The sequence below is a fragment of the Enterococcus sp. DIV0546 genome (genome assembly GCF_051712785.1).
GTDB lineage: Bacteria > Bacillota > Bacilli > Lactobacillales > Enterococcaceae > Enterococcus > Enterococcus faecalis.
In genome coordinates this window covers 1317666-1338137 of the sequence record NZ_JBIOPO010000001.1, presented here as the reverse complement: position 1 = coordinate 1338137, position 20472 = coordinate 1317666, and the positions used below count along the sequence as shown (strand labels likewise).

The 20472-nt window shown below is 35.7% G+C and carries 15 protein-coding genes and 3 pseudogenes; 6 read left to right on the top strand and 12 right to left on the bottom strand.

Features of this window, described 5'->3' with window-relative positions:
* A complete protein-coding gene (locus IGJ24_RS06430; RefSeq protein ID WP_002392409.1) occupies positions 1-1461 on the bottom strand; it encodes a sucrose-6-phosphate hydrolase in 1461 nt (486 codons plus the stop codon).
* Between the two features lie 242 nt (positions 1462-1703).
* On the opposite strand from IGJ24_RS06430, the gene IGJ24_RS06425 reads away from it, so the two are divergent.
* The 4 genes from IGJ24_RS06425 (at position 1704) to IGJ24_RS06410 (ending at position 8042) form a co-directional block, all read left to right on the top strand.
* Positions 1704-3377 (top strand): glycoside hydrolase family 13 protein, encoded by a 1674-nt coding sequence (locus IGJ24_RS06425; RefSeq protein WP_002385902.1) that lies wholly within the window; start codon positions 1704-1706, stop codon positions 3375-3377.
* 16 nt (positions 3378-3393) lie between these two features.
* Positions 3394-5322 (top strand): sucrose-specific PTS transporter subunit IIBC, encoded by a 1929-nt coding sequence (locus IGJ24_RS06420; protein ID WP_002360285.1) that lies wholly within the window; start codon positions 3394-3396, stop codon positions 5320-5322.
* Positions 5323-5594: 272 nt separating this feature from the next.
* On the top strand, positions 5595-6476 hold the full coding sequence (locus tag IGJ24_RS06415; RefSeq protein ID WP_002363971.1) for a helix-turn-helix domain-containing protein: 882 nt from the start codon (positions 5595-5597) through the stop codon (positions 6474-6476).
* Positions 6477-6608: 132 nt separating this feature from the next.
* Positions 6609-8042 (top strand): cryptochrome/photolyase family protein, encoded by a 1434-nt coding sequence (locus IGJ24_RS06410; protein ID WP_129194295.1) that lies wholly within the window; start codon positions 6609-6611, stop codon positions 8040-8042.
* Positions 8043-8335: 293 nt separating this feature from the next.
* Here the strand turns inward: IGJ24_RS06410 and IGJ24_RS06405 are convergent, their stop codons facing one another.
* The 9 genes and pseudogenes from IGJ24_RS06405 to IGJ24_RS06365 all read right to left on the bottom strand — a co-directional run bounded on the left by IGJ24_RS06405 (position 8336) and on the right by IGJ24_RS06365 (position 17947).
* Positions 8336-9043 (bottom strand): IS30 family transposase, encoded by a 708-nt coding sequence (locus IGJ24_RS06405; protein ID WP_289865545.1) that lies wholly within the window; start codon positions 9041-9043, stop codon positions 8336-8338.
* A pseudogene (locus IGJ24_RS06400) lies at positions 9018-9173 on the bottom strand (helix-turn-helix domain-containing protein); the annotation flags it as partial. The pseudogene IGJ24_RS06400 and the gene IGJ24_RS06405, both read right to left, overlap by 26 nt.
* A gap of 219 nt (positions 9174-9392) precedes the next feature.
* The gene (locus IGJ24_RS06395; RefSeq protein WP_289865547.1) at positions 9393-10022 is read right to left on the bottom strand and encodes an HAD family hydrolase; all 630 of its coding nucleotides are present in this window, start codon (positions 10020-10022) and stop codon (positions 9393-9395) included.
* A gap of 8 nt (positions 10023-10030) precedes the next feature.
* Positions 10031-10792, bottom strand: coding sequence for a DeoR/GlpR family DNA-binding transcription regulator (locus tag IGJ24_RS06390; protein WP_289865548.1), 762 nt, complete (start codon positions 10790-10792; stop codon positions 10031-10033).
* Positions 10793-11020: 228 nt separating this feature from the next.
* Positions 11021-12461, bottom strand: a pseudogene (locus IGJ24_RS06385) (catalase).
* A 303-nt stretch (positions 12462-12764) separates the two neighbouring features.
* On the bottom strand, positions 12765-13775 hold the full coding sequence (locus IGJ24_RS06380) for a hypothetical protein (RefSeq protein ID WP_289865550.1): 1011 nt from the start codon (positions 13773-13775) through the stop codon (positions 12765-12767).
* A gap of 138 nt (positions 13776-13913) precedes the next feature.
* Positions 13914-14339, bottom strand: coding sequence for an 8-oxo-dGTP diphosphatase (locus IGJ24_RS06375; RefSeq protein WP_002385906.1), 426 nt, complete (start codon positions 14337-14339; stop codon positions 13914-13916).
* Between the two features lie 88 nt (positions 14340-14427).
* Entirely contained in the window at positions 14428-16206 is a 1779-nt protein-coding gene (locus IGJ24_RS06370) for an ABC transporter ATP-binding protein (RefSeq protein ID WP_002360293.1), read from the bottom strand.
* Complete coding sequence (locus IGJ24_RS06365; protein WP_010708179.1) at positions 16199-17947, bottom strand: ABC transporter ATP-binding protein; 1749 nt, start codon at positions 17945-17947, stop codon at positions 16199-16201. The genes IGJ24_RS06370 and IGJ24_RS06365 overlap by 8 nt, the downstream gene beginning before the upstream one ends.
* Positions 17948-18083: 136 nt before the next feature.
* Between IGJ24_RS06365 and IGJ24_RS06360 the strand changes: the two genes are divergently transcribed.
* Positions 18084-18902, top strand: coding sequence for a helix-turn-helix transcriptional regulator (locus IGJ24_RS06360; RefSeq protein WP_002357554.1), 819 nt, complete (start codon positions 18084-18086; stop codon positions 18900-18902).
* A gap of 54 nt (positions 18903-18956) precedes the next feature.
* Here the strand turns inward: IGJ24_RS06360 and IGJ24_RS06355 are convergent, their stop codons facing one another.
* Both IGJ24_RS06355 and IGJ24_RS06350 read right to left on the bottom strand, forming a co-directional pair.
* Complete coding sequence (locus tag IGJ24_RS06355; RefSeq protein ID WP_002357555.1) at positions 18957-19484, bottom strand: GNAT family N-acetyltransferase; 528 nt, start codon at positions 19482-19484, stop codon at positions 18957-18959.
* Positions 19485-19503: 19 nt separating this feature from the next.
* Positions 19504-19608 (bottom strand): annotated as a pseudogene (locus IGJ24_RS06350) (GNAT family N-acetyltransferase); the annotation flags it as partial.
* 233 nt (positions 19609-19841) lie between these two features.
* On the opposite strand from IGJ24_RS06350, the gene IGJ24_RS06345 reads away from it, so the two are divergent.
* Positions 19842-20450, top strand: coding sequence for an NUDIX hydrolase N-terminal domain-containing protein (locus IGJ24_RS06345; RefSeq protein WP_002361834.1), 609 nt, complete (start codon positions 19842-19844; stop codon positions 20448-20450).
* Positions 20451-20472: the final 22 nt, after the last annotated feature.

The window sequence follows — 20472 nt, the reverse complement described above, 5'->3', positions numbered from 1 at the left end:
CTAATTATTCGTATTTTCCAGCTCATAAAAACAAGCTTTTGCCGTCTTGGATAGATGAAGATACTGTTGCGCTTTATCTGGAAAGAAGCGACCAGTCATCGTTTTTTCACCTTTATTTACATAGATTTCTGCAACAGAGCAATCAACAAAAATAGTTAACTGAACTGACTTATTTTTCCTAATTTTAGTTTCACGAATTGTGCCATACTTTTCAGCAAAAGGTTGGCCAGCAAATGTTCGATCAAGGGTTATTTTACCATGAATCGTATCAATTGTAATTAAAAGTCCTTTTGAACCCGTTTCGTTCGCTAAAAGCCGAATAAAAGCAATCTCATTTTTGGGAATATCCACTTCTAATTCAAAAGAAGCAGTAGATAAAAAATGGCAGCCATTTGATAAAGTAGTGGCGGATTGACGAAGCATTTCTGTTTCAGAAACTGGATATTGAAATAGTTTCCCGTTGTGAATTGTGAGTTCTTTAACCAGACTTAAGCCATTTGCCCAACCCTCCACATCACTTGGGTAAGTGATTTCTGGCAACCCAATCCAACTGACCGCAAGTGCACGACCATCTGGCGCATTAAAGGCTTGAGTGGCGTAGACATCAAATCCTTCATCTAAATTTTCAAAAGGCCCAGCCTGAACTAAAGAAAGATTTTCCAAATCAAACGTTTCGGCCAATGTGTACATATTCGGATAGATATTCTGATAACTTTTTACAGATGGAGATAGACCTTGTGGGCAAAATAATAAGACAGGCTGGCCATCAATAAATACCAAATTAGGACATTCAACCATGTAGCCTAATTCTTGGTCGGTGAACGTCAATTCGCCAAGTTGATGAAAATTGTGTACGTTTCGATCTTTAGAAAAATAGACCACAATTTTTCCTTGTCCATTTAAATCACTAGCACCAATTAATAAAACAAGTCCTTCTTGATAAGGAAATACCATCGGATCACGAAAATGGGAAGAATAATTGGGGTCAATAGGTAGGAATGGTGTTGATTCCTTTGTGATCGCACCTAAAGAATTCAGCCATGCAATATTTTGATATGCAAATCGTTGCCAAGTTTGATCACGAACATTTCCTGTATAAAATAAACATAGTTGGTTATCTATTGGTAAAGCTGAGCCTGAATAGACGCCATGAGAATCATATTCAGAGTCGGGATAAAGGGCAATTCCTTCATAATCCCAGTGAATTAAGTCGGAGGAAGTTAAGTGGGCCCAACTTTTTAGTCCGTGAACACTCCCGAAAGGAAACGCTTGATAAAATAAATGCCACTGGTTATTGAAATACGAAAAACCGTTGGGATCATTTAGTAGTCCTGTCTGTGGTTGAATATGATACTTAAAACGCCAACTAGATTGCGCGATAATAGAAGTTAGATTTTCGAGGTGAGCAGATGTCCAAGAAGAATAAGGCGCATAACGTAATTCATCAGTCCATTGGTTCATGATGCTTGACATAAGTAATGTCTCCTTTATTAGAAAATAGTAGTTAGTCTAATAGTATAAACAAATCAGAAAAAAGTCAAACGTATAACATATATAAATCTATTTAAATCAAAAGAATATTATAATTTACATTTATTTATGATAAACGTTTGACATATTACGCAAAAACGAGTATCATACAAAATGTAAAAACGGTTACAGAAAAAATTAACAGGACTAGTTTAAGAGTGAGGAGAACCAGAATGAACAGAAATTGGTGGCAAAAAGAAGTGGCCTATCAAATTTATCCACGTAGCTTTTCGGATAGTAATAATGACGGAATTGGTGATTTACAAGGCATTATTCAAAAAATGGATTACTTAGAAAATTTAGGAATTACGCTGATTTGGCTGAGTCCAATGTACCCGTCGCCAATGGCTGACAATGGATATGATATTTCAGACTATTATGGTATTTCTAGCGATTTTGGTACAATGGCAGACTTCGATGAACTCATTGAAGAAGCAAAAAAACGAAACATAAAAGTTATTTTAGATTTGGTGGTAAACCATACATCTGATGAACATGCTTGGTTTCAAGATGTTTTAAAAAATCCTCAAAGTCGTTTTCGAGACTTTTATATTATAAAAGAAGGACGAGAAGCACCTACAAATTGGCGGTCTAACTTCGGTGGTAGTGTTTGGGAAAAATTACCTGGGGAAGATGCCTACTACTTTCATGCCTTTCATAAAAAACAGCCGGATTTAAATTGGGAAAATCCTGAACTACGCAAAGAAATCTATCAAATGATTCGTTTTTGGTTAAACAAAGGAATTGCTGGTTTTCGTGTAGATGCGATTAATTTTATTAAGAAAGATTTGACTTGGACAAACTTACCTGCTGATGGGGCAGATCAATTAGCCAAAGTAACAAAAGCTAGTAGAAACATGCCAGGAATGAGTGACTTTCTGAACGAATTAAAAGAAAAAGCTTTTGCTGGCTTTGATATTGTCACAGTTGCCGAAGCGGCCGGCGTCAATTATCCAAATTTATCAGAATTTATTGGAGAAACAGGGTATTTCGACATGATTTTTGACTTCAAATGGGCTGATTTGGATGTGAAATCAGGAAGCGAATGGTTTTATAGAATCGATTGGTCTTGGAATGATTTACGCACATTAATTTTCAAACAGCAAGAAGCCATGCAAGAGGCTGGTTGGAGTGCAAATTTTATTGAAAATCATGATCAACCTCGAGCGACAACGAAATATTTAAAAGAACAGGCTCAACAGCCAAATGCGGTTAAAACATTCGGCGCCATGTATTTCTTTTTAAGGGGCACGCCTTTTATTTACCAAGGACAAGAATTAGGAATGACCAATTTTGAAAGGGGTTCGATTGATGAATTCGATGATATTTCTAGCATTGATCAATACTATCGAGCAATAAAAGAAGGATTTACGCCCAAAGAAGCCTTGTCACTTGTCAATTTGCGTAGTCGAGACAATGCCCGCACGCCTTTTCCATGGAATGATTCTATGTATGGCGGTTTTTCAAGCGTCAAACCTTGGTTAGGAATGGTGGATAATTATAAAGAAATCAATGCCGAAGCAGAAATAAAAAATAGTCAAAGTATTTTTCATTTCTATAAGCGGATGATTGCATTTCGTCAAAAGAGTCCCTATACAGACATCTTACTTTATGGAACATTTGAGGGACTATCAAATCTTCCAGATAATGTTATTGCTTATAAACGCAAATTAAATGAAAAAACGATTTACGCCTTTTTTAATTTTGGTGAGGCGGTTCCAATCCCTCATTATTTAGTTAATGGCACAGTTATTTTTGATACACAGTCTGAAGAACGAGAGCAATTAGTTCAGCAGGGAACATTATTAAAAAGCTATCAAGGACTATTGATTACTATAAATGAGTAGCTAGGAGGAGTATAACATGGCAGAAAATTATCAGCAGGCAGCCAAAGACATTATTCAATTAATCGGTATGGATAACATTATATCGGTCACCCATTGTCAAACGCGGTTACGTTTTATTTTGAAGGACCACGAACAAGTAGATGGTAAACAACTAGAAAAAATCGATTTAGTCAAGGGTGTTTTTTATAATGGTGGTCAATACCAAGTGATTTTAGGAACTGGTATTGTGACTAAAGTGTATGATGAAATAGAAAAACTTGGAATCAATGTTGTGTCAAAAGCAGAGCAAACAGCAATTTTAAAAAATAATGAAACGGGCATGCGCAAAACAATGCGCATTTTAAGTGAAATATTCATTCCAATTGTTCCAGTAATTGCAGCAACAGGATTGTTCCTAGGGTTAAAAGGTGTTATTTTTAACGACACTTTTTTACAATTATTCGGAGCAAGTGTAGCCAATATTCCTGAAAGCTTTCAACAAATTGTCTCTGTCATTACAGATACCGTCTTTGCCTTTTTGCCAGCTTTGATTGTTTGGTCTACCTTTAAAGCATTTAATGCGACGCCTGTAATCGGGATTGTTATTGGTTTAATGATGGTATCACCCATTTTACCAAACGCTTATGCAGTTGCAACACCAGATTCTGGCGTGAAAGCTATTATGGCTTTTGGTTTTATCCCAGTTGTCGGTGCACAAGGTTCCGTTTTAAGTGCAATTGCTGCTGGTATAATTGGCGCAAAGATTGAACTTTTTTTCCGAAAAAAGATGCCGAATATTCTTGATCAAATTTTTACACCTTTTATGACTATGTTAATTACTTTTTTAATCATGATTCTCGGAATTGGCCCAATTTTGCATACCGTTGAGTTAGGCATGGTAGATGTTGTCCAATGGTTGATTGGGTTGCCCTTAGGACTAGGTGGTTTCGTGATTGGTGCCTCATATCCTTTAATGGTTTTGATTGGTATTCATCATACACTAACTATGGTAGAAACATCATTATTAGCAAATACAGGATTTAATGCATTGATTACAATATGTGCCATGTATGGGTTTGCCAACGTTGGCAGTTGTTTAGCCTTTGCGAAAAAAGCGCAAGATAGCAAAGTGAAGTCGACAGCCATTGGTTCTATGTTGTCTCAATTATTTGGAGTTAGTGAGCCTGTGTTATTTGGATTACTTATTCGTTGGAACTTAAAACCGCTGCTATGTGTCTTGTTTACATCAGGTTTAGGCGGAGCAATTTTAGCTATTTTTCATATTCAATCAAATTCTTATGGATTAGCCGTTATTCCTTCTTTCTTAATGTATATCTATAGTGCACATCAATTAGTGATCTATTTATTAGTCGCACTTTTATCTGTCGGTGTATGTTATGCATTAACCAGTCTATTTGCAATTCCGCAAGAGGTTTTGATTTCAGATAAAGTAATCGAAGAGGAAGAACGCGAAGTCTTTGAAATGCAACACAATACCTTAGATGAACAACTTTTTTCTCCGGTAACTGGTTACGCCATGAATCTTACTGCTGTTAATGACCCAGTATTTTCAAGCGAGATGATGGGCAAAGGTTTAGCAATCATGCCAACAGCGAACAAGGTTTACGCGCCTGCAGATGGTTTATTAAACTTGGTTGCAGAAACTGGACACGCTTATGGTATCCAAACGGACGCAGGAGCTGAAGTATTAATTCATATAGGAATTGATACTGTCACATTGGGGCAGGAGGTCTTTCAGACACAAGTAACCCAAGGTCACCGTGTTAAAAAAGGAGATCTTTTAGGAACGTTCGATCGAAAAGCCATTAAAGAAGCTGGGCTTGACTCAACTGTCATGGTTATCATTACAAATACTTCAAGTTATTTAAGCGTAGAGCCAATGATGTCAGATCATAATGAAATTACGCCGGAACAAATCATTTTAAATCTAAATACACCTAACTAAACAAAAGAACAGCAAGAAGTAGTTATCACTTCTTGCTGTTCTTTTTCTTAATAAAAAACCAATGATTTTCGGTTGTATTTGTCTATCCGTTTGTAGTATGATTGAGTCAGTTTTAAAGGAAACATGCCAAGTATGGAAGACCATACTTGACACGCATTGACTAATTAAACATGGGGAACGTTGCCATAAGTTGATGTTCCAGTCAATAATGCAAGTAAATCAAACATAGCATGTACCTCCTTTAATTGATAATCAAAGTATAACATTTTTTAATGAATTTACATAATAATACAAGTGGAGGTCTGTTCGTGAAGGTAGCAGGAGACAAAATAAAACAAGCGAGAAAACTTAAAAAAATCACACAATCAGAGCTGGCTAACGGCATCTGTACGCAAGCAACAATTAGTAATATTGAAAACCGTAATCTATGTGACAGTTTAGATATTTTCTCATCTATTTGTCTCCGATTAGATTTAGAAGTAGAAGAATGTATGATGATTTCTGAAGAAAAGAAAATTGAAAATCTACTAAACAAAGTCGAGGATTTATCTTTACGGTTATTTCACTTAGAGGCCTACAATTTATTACAAGAAGTGCCTGAAGGTCTTATCTTATCTAATAATGAACTAACGACTAAATTGTTATATTATAAGGGAATTACTTGTTTATTAGGAAAAAAAGATAAAGCAGAGGCCTTGTTTTACCTATACCGGGGCGCGGAAATTGACCGTAAAGTCAATATTTACAACATTTTAAGCCTGAATGCGCTAGGTACGCTATATGAACTGGAAAAAGATATGAGAAAAGCGCAAGTGTATTACGAAAAATCATTACAAGAATTGGAACAATTTAAATTAGAATGTTCCTTGGAGCGTTGTAGAATTTATTATAATTCTGCTAAATTCTACTCGGAAATGAAAGACTACCAAAAAAGTGTCATTTTAAGCGAAAAAGGGATTCAGATTTGTCGTGACAAACACTCCATTTATTTGCTAGATTATCTTTTATATGAAAAAGCCTTTAACAAACAAATGCTCGGGGAAGACACAGCCGATGACTATCGTCAAGCCTATTATTTTACACAATTTTTTGGCAATACAGAAGTCCTACAATATATTGAGAAAGATATGAAAGCTTTTAATATTTCCTATTAATTTAATCAAAAAGCCGATAAAAGCTGAAAACCCAGTTTTTATCGGCTTTTTGAAAAGTCTAGGCAAGTTACTTTTAAAAATCAGCAGTCACGGTTACGATAAGCAAGACGAAGTATTTAGGAGGATTTAAAAATGAAAAGAGTGATGTGGTTTAGACGTGATTTACGATTACAGGATAATAAAGCATTAGCACACGCATTACAAAATTCTGCAGCTGATGAATTGATTTTATTATTCCAAATGAATCCTCAACAATTTATTCAAGAAAGTGCTAATCATAACGCTTTTTTTGCAAGTTTAGCCTCGTTTAAAGAACGAATCGATCAAGAGGCACATTTACAAATCATGGTCGGCGAACCATTAGATTTATTTTCACGTTTGAAACGCAAATTACCCGATTGGCAGGCCATTTATTTTAATGAAGATACTTGTGGCTTTGGGGCAAAGCGGGACCAGCAAGCTATGCGCTTTTTTGAAGAAAATAATATTCAGTCTTTCTCTTTTCAAGATGCCTATTTGCATGGCTCTGAAGAAATTAAGAAGAACGATGGCAGTAAGTACCAAGTGTTTACGCCCTATTACAATAAATGGAAAGAGGCGCCTAAAGAAACCCCGATTCCTGTTTCCTATACAGCTGAAAAAATTTTTAGTGCGTGTCTTTTTCCAGAAGAGGAAGCAGCATATGGGGAACAGATTGCGAGGATTCCTTTAAAGCACTATAGTGTCGGCGAAGAAACAGCCAGAAGGTGCTTAAATACTTTTATTGATCAAAAACTTCAATCCTATGAAAATAAGCGTGATTTTCCTTATCAGGATCAAACGAGTCATCTGTCTACTTTTTTAAGAACGGGAGAACTTTCGATTCGCACCATTTGGCAAGAGCTTGCATCTGCGCCTTCTAGCTTAAGTAAAGAAACCTTCAAAAAAGAATTAGCTTGGCGTGACTTTTACAATATGATCTATAGTGCGTTTCCACAACAAAAAGAGGAAGCTATTCAAGAAAAATTTCGTTATATTCAATGGACAAATGACCCAGAAATGTTTGCCAAGTGGCAAAAAGGGGAGACGGGGTACCCTATAATTGATGCCGCAATGCGACAACTGAATCAAACTGGTTGGATGCACAATCGCTTAAGAATGATTACTGCCTCTTTTTTAGTTAAAAATTTACACATCGATTGGCGTTGGGGTGAAAAATACTTTCAAAAAATGTTGATTGATTATGATGCCGCCAATAATATCGGTGGCTGGCAATGGGCTGCTTCGACAGGAACGGACGCTGTCCCGTATTTTCGGATTTTTAATCCAATTATCCAGTCAAAAAAATTTGATAATGACGGCCAGTTCATCAAAAAATATGTTCCAGAACTTAAGCAAGTGCCACAAAAGTATATTCATCAACCAAATCTAATGAACGAAGCCTTACAAACGCAATATCATGTACATTTAGGAGAAAATTATCCAAAACCCATTGTCGATTATGCATCAAGTAAAAAACAAACATTATTTCTATATGAAGCGAGCAAAGAAATTCATCAAGAAATGAACAATCCAAGGTTTCAATAAACAGTAAACCCAACTAGCTTAGCAAACAACTGTAAGGTTAGTTGGGTGAATTGATTGGTCGAAAGAGAAGTGGCAAGTTATCGGCTAAAGTTTTTTATTTATTCTAGTTTACATAATATACATTATACAAAGTAGAGTAAAAAGGGCGAATGTTAGGATTAAGTGCAACATATAATTGTTTTAGTATAACGATTGTTCGTGATTTACTCTATTATATCATGTTTCAATTTCCATATAAATAGTATCGTTCGTTTTATTCTTTTTTATAACAATGTAAAAACTATTTGTTGGTGCTAGAAAGCTTTCGAATACTCCAAATTAAATTTGTGCTGCGGTGATTTCCACTTAAAGATTTTTCGTGGCCGTAAATTCATACTTTGAACAGCTTGATTGATCTTATTTTGAGAAATATTTTTAAAATTAGATGGTTTTGGAAAATATTCTCTGAGTAATCCATTATGATTTTCATTTGATCCGCGTTCATGTGGCGCGCATGGATTAGCATAATAGATTTTGCAGTCAAAAGTGTCTTCAATAAGTCCAATTTCAAACTGATTGACAAACTCGCTTCCACGGTCACATGTGATCGATTTCACACCATGTGGATACATTTCCACTAGACGCTTAATTGCTGTCATCATGGATCTACCTGTCTTGTTCGGTATCTTGATTGCTACATAATGCCTTGTTTTACGCTCTATGAATGTTGCTAGACACGCTGCGACACCTTGTTTGGACACAACGGTATCTGCTTCCCAATGGCCGAACTCCGTTCTTAACTGAACCTCTTCTTGTCGGTTGTCCAACGTGCGCCCTTCAAAGAAAGCTCGATCCAGCCGTTTTAATCGTTTCCCAGTATTCTTTATTTTGTAACGTTTTCCACGACCGCGTAATTTCTTAATATCGAAAGGAACGATCTTTTTGTAAATCCAGTTATAAATTGTTGATGTACAAACCTTTACACTACGAACTGCGTTTCTTCTTTCTTTGCTCGGAACCACGTTTGCTCTCTCTAGAGATCGCGGATCTATGCCGATCCAATCGGCGAGCTATCTCAGCCTGAGAGACTCCTTCCTTCAGATACGCTTCTATTTGTCCACGCTCTTCAGCTGATAAATGGTTATACGACATTTCATAAACTCCTATCTAAAAAAACAACCCCAACAAACGACGCTTCTAGTAAATCACAAAGATTTCTGCCCACAAATCCCTTAATGACAAGGCGTTCGTAGGTAGACCATTCTCATTTCACAATCTAGGTGCTTGAAATTCTTGCTACGACAATCACTTGAAATAATCCTCACTTATGTTAACCGTTAATGAAATAACATATTATTTTAGTAAGCTGATCTATTTTAAGTGTTGTAATATTTCTAGAGGAGTTTCTAAACTAATATCTGCACTTGAGAATAGTGGATTTTCTTTTGCTCCCCACTTTGCCAAAGCAAATTTAGCTCCAGCTGATTGTGAGCTATGCATATCATAGATAGAATCACCTATATAAATTGTTTCTTCGGGTAAACTTCCTAATTTATTTAATGCATATAGAATTGGTTCAGGATTAGGTTTATGTTTCGTTGTATCAGAGGCAGTTACTGAAATATCAAAAAGTTTACTTAAACCAAAATGTTCAAATTCATTTTCCATTTCTTCATTTGTTTTGGATGTAACGATCCCAATTTGTATCTCGTTTTCTTTTAACTTAGTCAATGCTTCTTCCACTTGTGGAAACAAAGTCGCAAGATGAGAGTATTGTTTAACATTTTCGGACCAACATGCATGTAGCTTATCAGCTTCCTCTCCAGATGATGAATACCGTTCAATTGCTTTTTTACCTGGTATACCTAAGATATACTCTAAATTTTCTTCTGGAACGTCCAAGTTTTTCTCTTCTTTTAGAGTTTTTTGTAAAGACTTAATCATGACAAATTCTGTATCTAAGATTGTTCCATCTACGTCAAATAATACCGTTTTAATCATGTTTGCACCTACTTTGAATTTATTATAGAGACATTACTATCTGATATTGTTCTTTCTAAATCATCTGGTAGACGACTTTCTATAACAAGAAAATCAATATCTTCGAAATCTAAACCTTTATAGTTATGACTTAATCCGATTTTTGTATTATCAATTAGTAAAACTACAAGTTTGGATTGTTTTCTTATCTTTTTTTTGAAATCTATATCTTCATCGTAGGCGTAATAAATGCCTGAAGTTGTGATTCCAGCGGCACTCATAAAAGCAACATCAAAGATAAATGAATCCAGCTCAAGCATTGGTTTCGTTCCAACGACATTTCGTTTGATAGGATCGACGTTTCCACCTAAAATCTTAGTTTTACATTTAGTATTTCTCAATAGTTGGTCGGTAATATCTAATGAATTTGTCGTTGCTATGACATTCTCATAAGGTCTTATATGTCTTGGAATACAACTGACCGTTGTCGAAATATCTAAAAAAATATGGGAATTATCTTTTACTAAATTACTAGCAGTTTTTGCTAGAATATCTTTTTCAGCACTGAGATCTTCAGTACGTTCAAGATATTCATCTAAACGACTAAAGGTATTGGGCAAACTAATTCCACCATATGTGCGATCGATAGCATTATTTTGAGCTAATTTAATAATATCTCTTCTTGCTGTATCTCTTGAAGAACCTGTTAAGTTTACAATTTCCTTCAAACTAAGAGTTCCGCGCGTCTTCAATTCCTCTAAAATTAACTCAAGTCGTTTCTTTTGAATCATAAACATGCCTCCTTTTAAGTCGATATAAGCATATTTGTATATTAGCTTAAAATAGCTTATATGTCAATATTAACCCTTGCCCTTGGTACATAACAAAAACACTCAACAATAATTTGCTGAGTGTTGCACTTTATTCTAGTATTCGGGAGTAGAATAAAAAGCATTGAAAAGCAAACAAAACCAGTCTTTAGTTTATCTAGACTGGTTTTGTCACGTACGTTATATAAATTATGCTTGTTGCTTGATGGCTTGTGCGACACGTGCTCCATATTCTGGATTTACTCTAGTGAACAAATCAATTTGACGCGCGCTGATTTCTTGATTTTTCACTTGACCTAAAGATGCCGCTATATTGTTAATTAAGTTTTCTTTTTCTTCGCTTGGCAGCAAATTATACAAAGCGTTTGCTTGTGTAAAGTGATCTTGATTATAGCTATAATTACCAACATTTCCCTCAATTTCAAAGGAACTAATTTTCGCCGTAGGATCTTCTTTTGGTGTTTCAGTATAACTATTTGGTTCGTAATTAATTTCGCTATTGCCATTGTCAAAACGCATATTACCGTCTTTTTGGTAGTTATTTACAGGTGCTTTTGCTTGGTTGATTGGCAATTGGTGACTATTAGCGCCCACGCGATGACGATGTGCGTCTCCATAAGCGAACAAACGTCCTTGCAATAATTTATCTGGAGAAGCTTCAATACCAGGAACGAAATTCCCTGGTGAAAATGTTACTTGTTCAACCTCTGCAAAATAATTCTCTGGATTTCTATTTAAAGTCATCGTGCCAACTTCAATCAGCGGATACTCTTTTTGAGAAACCGTTTTTGTTACATCAAAAAGAGTTTCTTTCATTGTTAACGCATCTGCATACGGGATAATTTGCACAGATAATGTCCAAGAAGGAAATTCTTGATTTTCAATTGCATTATGCAAATCTTCAATATGGAAATCTGGGTTTTTCCCAGCAATTTCTTCTGCTAATTGACTCTCTAGATTTTTGATTCCTTGATTCGTCTTGAAGTGATATTTAACAAAAAATACTTCTCCAGCAGCATTGACCCATTTGAATGTATGGCTACCAAAACCATGCATGTGACGGAACGACAACGGAATGCCACGATCACTCATTAAAATTGTTACTTGATGAAGGCTTTCCGGTGAATGAGACCAAAAATCCCAAACTGCTTCTGGACTTTTCAAATGCGTCCGCGGATTTCTTTTTTGGCTATGAATAAAATCTGGAAACTTAATTGCATCACGAATGAAAAAAATGGGCGTATTATTGCCAACTAAGTCGTAATTTCCTTCGTCTGTATAGAATTTAAGCGCAAAACCGCGAGGATCACGCAATGTATCTGATGAACCTAACTCTCCAGCTACAGTTAGTTGTAAAACGAGCGAATAAAGGTGTTTCTTTGCCAACTTCAGATAAAAAATCGGCTTTAGTATATTGTGCCATTGATTGGCTCACCTTGAAAATCCCATGAGCACCAGCACCTTTGGCATGAACAACCCGTTCTGGTACGCGCTCACGATTAAAATGAGCTAATTTTTCTAATAAATGAACGTCTTGGATTAGGACAGGACCAAATTCTCCTGCAGTTAGCGAATTTTGATTATCGCCAACTGGACTTCCTTGTGACGTAGTTAAATGTTGATTTTTCACCTAAAACACTCCTTCATCTAAAATTATACTCATTGTATAAAAAAACCACTCTGCATAACAAAAATAATGCTTAAAAACACTCGAAAACATTTGTTATTTAATAGAATGATTAAAAATAGCAATAGAATTTAAATCAAAAACAAATGTATTAACTTTAAACTGTTTACACCACCAAAAATAACAACCAATAATTCAAAGAAAACTAAAATGCTGTTTTTTTATTCAAAAAAAGACCTAGCATCCCAATCATGCTAGGTCTTTCGTTACTTTTTTTGAGGGACCGTTTTTATTGGTCATTCAGCGTTATTGATTGATCGCAACAGTCGTGTCTTCAGTCGATAGACCTGTCATAGAGGTGCTATCGGAAAATATTTTTTCAACTTCTTGTTCTGATAAAATATTTTCTTTCTTAGGCATTGAAATCGTCGCTTTTTTGGCTTTTTGTGTAATGCTAATTTTACTAGATAATGATTCAAGTCCCATATCAACGTTCTTGTCTTGCTGCGGTTTCACATTAATCAACATATTTGTTTTATTTTCTTTTGTATTAACAGAAACTTTGGCAGAAACATCTTTGACTTTTTCGAAAGGATCTTGTTCTTTACCTTTTTCAGATGCTTCTGTCGTAATTTTGATTAACTTTTGTAATTCTTTTTTTGTAAACGTATGGGTAATGGTATCCCCTTTTTTCTCGAACGTATCCTTGTCTAATCCTTCTAAAAACTCTTTGTATTCTTCCATCGTTTGCTTAAGGTCTTCTTCAGATTCTTGAGTCTCTTTAATTGTATCTTGCCATTCTTTCGCGCTTTCCTCGTTCATTGCTAAAAGATCAATGTATTTTCCTTTTAGTTTTTCTGTATCTAACTGAGAACTGTCAATAGCACCGTCAGTCATTGAGTCTGCGACAGCGACAATATATTCCATCATATCTGTTGCTAAATAGAGTTTTGGCTCTTTGCCCTCGTTATCTAATGATCCAACCAATGAAATCGGTACATCCATGCCCATCGCTTTTAATTTCATCTCTAAGTTAAATGCTTTTTCTTTTTTGGCATCTACTTGAATCTTCCCAGAAAGCGATGCGTCTTTGATTTGCGTGATGAGCATCCCGATCATAGGATTCGTTTGTGCACCATCTTCTTGTGAAAATTTCATGTCACTAATTGACATAGAGAAATCCCAAACCCCAGATTCTTGTGCGTTTTGATTGCCGATCCCTTGAATGAACTCGTCTTTCGCACTTTTGCCACAGCCTGTCAGTAACAAAGCTGAACAGAAAACGCCTGCGATAATCCCCACTTTTCTTTTTAACACACTTTTTCCCCCTCATTATATAAAAATTAATTCCCTTTTATTAAGAATAGCAAACATTGCTTATAAATAGCAATGTTTAATTTTAGATTTCCTCTCTTTTAATAAGTGGGATTGATTTAATCTTTTAGGTTTGAATCATTAAGCTGTATTATTTTTAAAATAAAATTGCTTTTCGCCAAAAAATACTGGGAAAAGTTCTGCTAAACTGCCAGCTAAAGGACCTTCTCGCAATTCTTTTTCAGTGACCCAAAACAAGGGTTGTTCCGTTTCTTCTGGTAGTTCATCCGCTGTTTCTGCAATGAATAATGTGGCTAATTCCCGCGCACCCGAACAATCATTCAGCCATTCTGCAACACCTACTAATTGTGGTTTCAGCACTAATCCTGTTTCTTCAAGGAGTTCGCGAACCATGGCTGTTTCCATGCCCTCGTTTTTTTCAACATGTCCGCCAGGGAACGTCCAACCAGGCCAATCCTTTTTTTGTCGTTCTTGCACAAGGATTTCATTTTTCTGATTTCTAATCATACATAATGTTGTTAATTCTACTTCAAAATTCCGATTCATTTGGCACCTCATCATTTTTTCCTTTGTTAAGGTTACGATACAGAAAAACAGAGAAAGATTCAACTAAGAATTTTCTCTGTTTTATCATCTAGCTCTTTAATAAGTCGTATTGCGATTGATATAAATGATGATATAACGCATGTTTTGCCATTAGTTGATCATGAGACCCTTCTTCCACAATACGACCACCATCAATATAGAAAATTTTATCGCTATTTTTGATGGTAGAAAGCCGATGAGCAATAATAAACGATGTCCGTCCTTTTAGAAGTTGTTGTAGTCCTTCTTGTAACAACTCTTCTGTTTTTGTATCAATACTGGAGGTTGCTTCGTCTAAAATTAAAATTTTGGGATCTGCCAGTAAAGCACGAGCAAATGAAATTAATTGGCGTTGTCCTGCCGAGAGAGTACTCCCCCGCTCTTCCACAACTGTTTCATAGCCATCTTTTAAATCCTTGATAAAGTCGTGCGCACGAACAATTTTTGCGGCTTGGATAACTTCTTCCTCTGTGGCTGCTAAATTTCCGTACCGAATGTTTTCAATAATTGTTCCTGAAAAAATAAACGTATCTTGAAGCATTACCCCCATTTGTTTTCTTAACGAACGGAGTGTCACATCGCGAACATCATAACCATCAATTTTAACGGCCCCTTCATTCACATCATAAAAACGACTTAACAAATTGATGATTGTTGTTTTACCCGCACCTGTTGGCCCAACCAAGGCGATTGTTTGTCCTGGCTCAATATGAAAACTAACATCGGTCAAAATATTTTTTCCTTCTTCATAACGGAAATAAACATGCTGAAAGTCGACGGTTCCTTTAATTGGCGGCAACTCAATAGCGTGCGGCGCATCTTGAATTTCTGGAACAACATCCATCGTTTCAAAAATCCTTTCCAAATAGGCAGTTGCAGTAATCAGAGAATTGTAGAAGTTACCAATATTGATGACTGGATTCCAAAAGTTATTGATATAACCGATAAAAGCAATTAGCGTCCCAGTGGTAACGGACACACCTAATTGACGGATTCCTACGAAATAGATAAAACAAGTCGTAATGACGGATATATTTTGCACTGCTGGCCATAATAAATACTGGACACGCACAGCTTTCATAAAGGATTGACGATATTCTTCGCTTACCTCGTTAAAAATTTGGAAATTTTCATCTTCTCGTGCAAAAGATTGTGTAATTTTAATTCCTGAAATACTTTCATGAATATAGGCATTTAAGTTTGATTGTTTATTGCTAAGCTCTTGGTAAGCTTTCCGTTGTTTCCCTTGGATAAATAGAACCATCACGAACAACACAGGCAATAGCAGTAAACTGTATAAGGTTAATTTCACATCAATAAATAACATGAAAATTAAGGTAATAATCACATTAAATAAATCAGAAATTAAATTGATCAATCCGTTACTTAGTAAATCACTTAACGTATTGATGTAATTGACCACCCGAATTAAGATTTTTCCATGCGGCCGACTGTCAAAATAAGAAAATGGTAATTTTTGTAGATGCTCAAAAATTGAAAAACGCATATCTTTTAAAATATCTTGTCCAATTTCTGTGATGGCATATATTCGATAACGCATACACCAACCAATAATCACCAAGGAAAATAGGAAAATAGCCCCTAGTATCAAGAGTAACGAGAGATTCTTTTGTGGAATTACTTGGTCAATCGCAATTTTAGTAAAGTAAGGGCCTAACATACTTGCCAGATTAGCTAATATGATGACAAATAATGTTTTAAAAACAGCTTTTTTGTAAGGCTTAATATAGGCGCCTAATCGTTTATAATGAGACCAATTAAATTCTTTTTCTAAAGTCTCATCCACATCAAACGTATTTCTAGCCACGCGACTCACCTTCCTTTGTCAGACCTAATTGTTTTTGATATACGTCAAAATATTTGCCTCTTTGTTCGACTAATTCGCTATGCGTACCGCTTTCCACCACACGGCCTTTTTCCATCATCAAAATTAAATTGGCCTCTCTCACAGAAGAAATTCGGTGGGCGATAATAAATGTCGTTTTCTTTTCCGTCAAACGACCTAGTTCTTTTTGAATTTTTGATTCTGTTTCCATATCAACAGCGGAAGTTGTGTCATCTAAAATTAAAATAGCTGGATCTTTGGTTAAAGCACGGGCCAGTGAAATCCGCTGTTTTTGGCCACCAGATAGGCCAACGCCGCGTTCACCAACAATTGTTGCATAACCTTCGGGCATTCTGGAAATAAAGCTATGGGCATCAGCAATTTCAGCCATCATTTGCACTTGTTCCAAGTTAGCCAGTGTATTACCAAAAGCAATGTTATCTTCTATCGTATTGGAAAAAAGAAAGACATCTTGCATAACCATGGAGATATTTTCTCGCAATTTACGAACAGAATAGCTTTTAGCATCTTTTCCATCAATATAAACAGTGCCTTTTGTTGGATCATAGAACCGAGCAATTAAGTTAACTAAAGTGGTTTTGCCTGAACCAGTTTCCCCTAAAATACCAATTGTTTCACCAGGTTTTGCTGAAAATGAAACATCCGATAAAATGGGGGTTTCTGGATCATCTGAAAAATGAAAGGACACGTGATCAAACGTCACATAACCTTGGATTGGTTCTGCTTCTTTTTCCCGAGCAATGGGAATCTTCGGTTTCGTTGCTAATAACTGACGAATTTTAATGGACGATGCCGTAAAGCGTTGCACATCATTGATCAACCAGCCACTCATTCGCATCGGCATGTTCAACATCCAGAGAAAGCCGTTAAAGGCAACTAAATCACCAATTGTCATCCGACCTTGAATTACAAAGAGGCCACCAAGAACTAAGGCAATAACATTTAAACTACCTGCAAAACCGTCTAACCACGGTAAATATTTTTTTGAGACATCTGCAGAAGCCATATTCCATTTTTTATAGTCTTCATTGTGCTTGTTAAACTTTTCAATTTCATAAGGTTCTTGAGAAAAAGCTTTAACCACCCGATTTCCACCAATATTTTCTTCGACCATCGAATTTAGCCGAGAAAAACTTTCCCGGATCTCAAAAAATACCGGATGCGATTCCTTCGACATTTTTTGTGTTAACAGAAAAATCAAAGGTGTAATTAAAATTAATGCTAGCATCAATTGCCAATTGATCGTCCCCATCACAATCACGGCTGCGATGAACCATAAAATACATTCTAAGAGGTTATAAGTGACCCAAGAAACAAAATGGCGGATAGCGTCTGTATCCCCTGTCATTCGCGCCATAATATCGCCAACACGTGTATGATTAAAGAAATCAAAATCTAATTCTTGAAGTTTGACATACATATCTTTTCTTAAGTCAAATAACGCAGATTGTCCAACCGATTCAAACAAGACTTGATAACTATAACGAACAACTGTCCGAATAACGGTCACCCCAATCATAATCCCAAGAATTGGGACAAGCTCTTCAGTTTTCCCCTGATTGATTACTTGGTCTACAATTCTGCCAGATAACAATGGAATAATAACAATTAAAATAGCGTTAATAACGACAAAAATAACAGCTAGCAGTAACTTATTCTTATTTTTTTTAGCATATTGCCAAATCCATTCAAAACTATTCATTTTCTCCCCTACTCTCTCTTGTTTTTATGGACGTGTATAAGATTACTGTTTTTTTATAGGAAAAGAAATGGGCATTCTTGTATATTTTGATGTACAATATAGTATAGAAAGCGGATACAAGTAGGAGTGATTTTTTATGAACTACACAAATAGTCGAACGTTTAATCCTGAAATTTTATATGCCTTCGATCCTTGGAACGAAGAGACCCACCCTTATAATTGTCATCATCATGAATTTCTGGAAATATCTATTCTTTTAGAAGGTGAATCTGAATATATTGTTCAAGGGCAACAGTACCATGCCACTGCTGGTACGGTGTTTCTTTTTAATCCGCGAACGGAACATGGTGAGCAACAAAAAGCAGGAACTTACTCACATCAACTACACATTGGCATTTCAAATCTCTATTTAGAAGGCTTAGCGCGAAACGTATTTCCAAATAAATCAGCTTTATTAGATTTAAGTCATTTACATGGTGCTTTTTTAGAAAAAGCTTGGCAAATTGTTCATGAATTAAACCATCAAGAAGTTGAATCAGCGTTACAAATTAAAGCTTTAGTTATTGAACTATTGGTTTATATTTTAAGAAGCTTAGCAGTTGATCAAGAAAATAAAATTGAAACTCGGCTATCGAAAACGGAAAAAAGAAAACGAAATTTAGTCAATCATACGATTTATTATCTGGAAACGCACCATGACGAAGAAATTACTTTGGAACAGTTAGCTGAAATGCTATATGTGACCCCGACTTATTTGTCGAAAACCTTTAAAGCGGCCACAGGCGTTGGGCCAATCAATTATTTAATTCAAATCCGCTTAAACCATGCGAAAGAATTGCTGAAAAATGATTCCTTAAGTGTCAAAGAAGTAGCAAAAACGGTTGGTTACGAAGATGCCTATCATTTTAGTAAATTATTCAAAAAATATTATGGAAAATCCCCTTCACAATTTTAAGATAAAAAAACAAGGAATCGTCGGCTTCATTGCGTCCGTTTCCTTGTTTTTGCTTTACGTTGACTCTTTTAACTGTTTCGTCATTGTATAATCGGTATGGCGTTCATTTCCCATATAAAAATCATGTTCATCTGTTTTTACGAAGCCCAATGATTGATAAAATTTTTGCGCTGGATGATTATGTTCCCAAACACCTAACCAAACCGTCTCTTTTTCTGCTTCTTCTGCTAATTCAATTGCTTTCGTAATCAAATGTTTGCCTAAGCCTAAACGCTTAAAAGATTTACGAATATAAATGCGCTCAACTTGTAACGCTTGTGGATGTTGATAGGTAATCTGAGCATCACCGTGATTTAATTTCACATAACCTGCAAGTTCATTATTATAAAAAGCAAAGAAATATTGCGAATCTTTATGTAAGATTTCGCTTTCTAAAACTGCTGGACTAAATTTCCTCTCATAATGTGCCTGTAAATCCTCTTCGTTTTCGCCATCTCCATAAGTATCTGCAAAAGTCTCTTGGCAAATGGCCTCTAATTCTGGTACGTCTGCGACGGTACACTCTCTAATAAATACTGACATACTAAAACTCCTTTGTAGATTAAATCAACTGTTTAATTAAAATTAAACAAGGATTCCAAGCGTCCCATAATGTCGGAAAAACCTCAAGGCGCTTAAAACCCAATGATTCGTAAAAACGAATAGTATGATATTAACCTGTCTAGCGAATGACGTCAATCTTTTTGCTTTGTTTACATAATAAAATTATTGTATACCCAATCTTTTTTATTAAATAATAGCATAGGTAGTTTAAAAATGTAAGTTAGTCATTTATTCTTTATTATTTCCTTAAAACGACGCCTTTTCTCGCTAAATCTGCCCTTCCTTTGTTTTTTTCTGTTAAACTAAACGTATTAAGTCTATGAGGAGCGTGCGTATATGGATTATCTGAACACCTATAAGCGGTTGCTAGCATTGGCAGATGCAGGTCTTTTTTACGGGAAAGATGCTTTTGATCAAGAACGTTACCAAGAACTACGAGAACTTACGTTACAACTTATTAGCACAACCGGACACGAAGCGGCTGTTTTGCCCGACTTAGAAAAAATCTTAACTAAAGAGGAAGGTTATCCAACACCGAAAGTAGATGTTCGCGGTTTAATAAAAAAAGAGAATCGTTTTTTATTAGTTGAAGATTTACGGACCAAAGAATGGTCATTACCTGGTGGCTATGCCGAAATTGGCTGCTCCCCTAAAGAAAATATTGAAAAAGAAGTATTGGAAGAAACTGGCTTAGTTGTTACAGCAAAAGAATTGCTTGCTGTTTATGATACAGATAAACGAAAAGACATTCCTCAACTATTTCAGTACTATAAAATGATCTTTTCTTGTGAGATTTTAGAAAATCATCCCTTTGAAAAAAACATTGAAACCTCGAATTGTGCTTATTTTTCTTTAGATAATCTCCCCCCTCTTTCTATCAAACGAACAACGAAAGAGCAATTAATGGCATTAATGAACCAAACAACTGGAGCGCTTAGTGACTAACAAAAAGGATGAAGAACTTCTG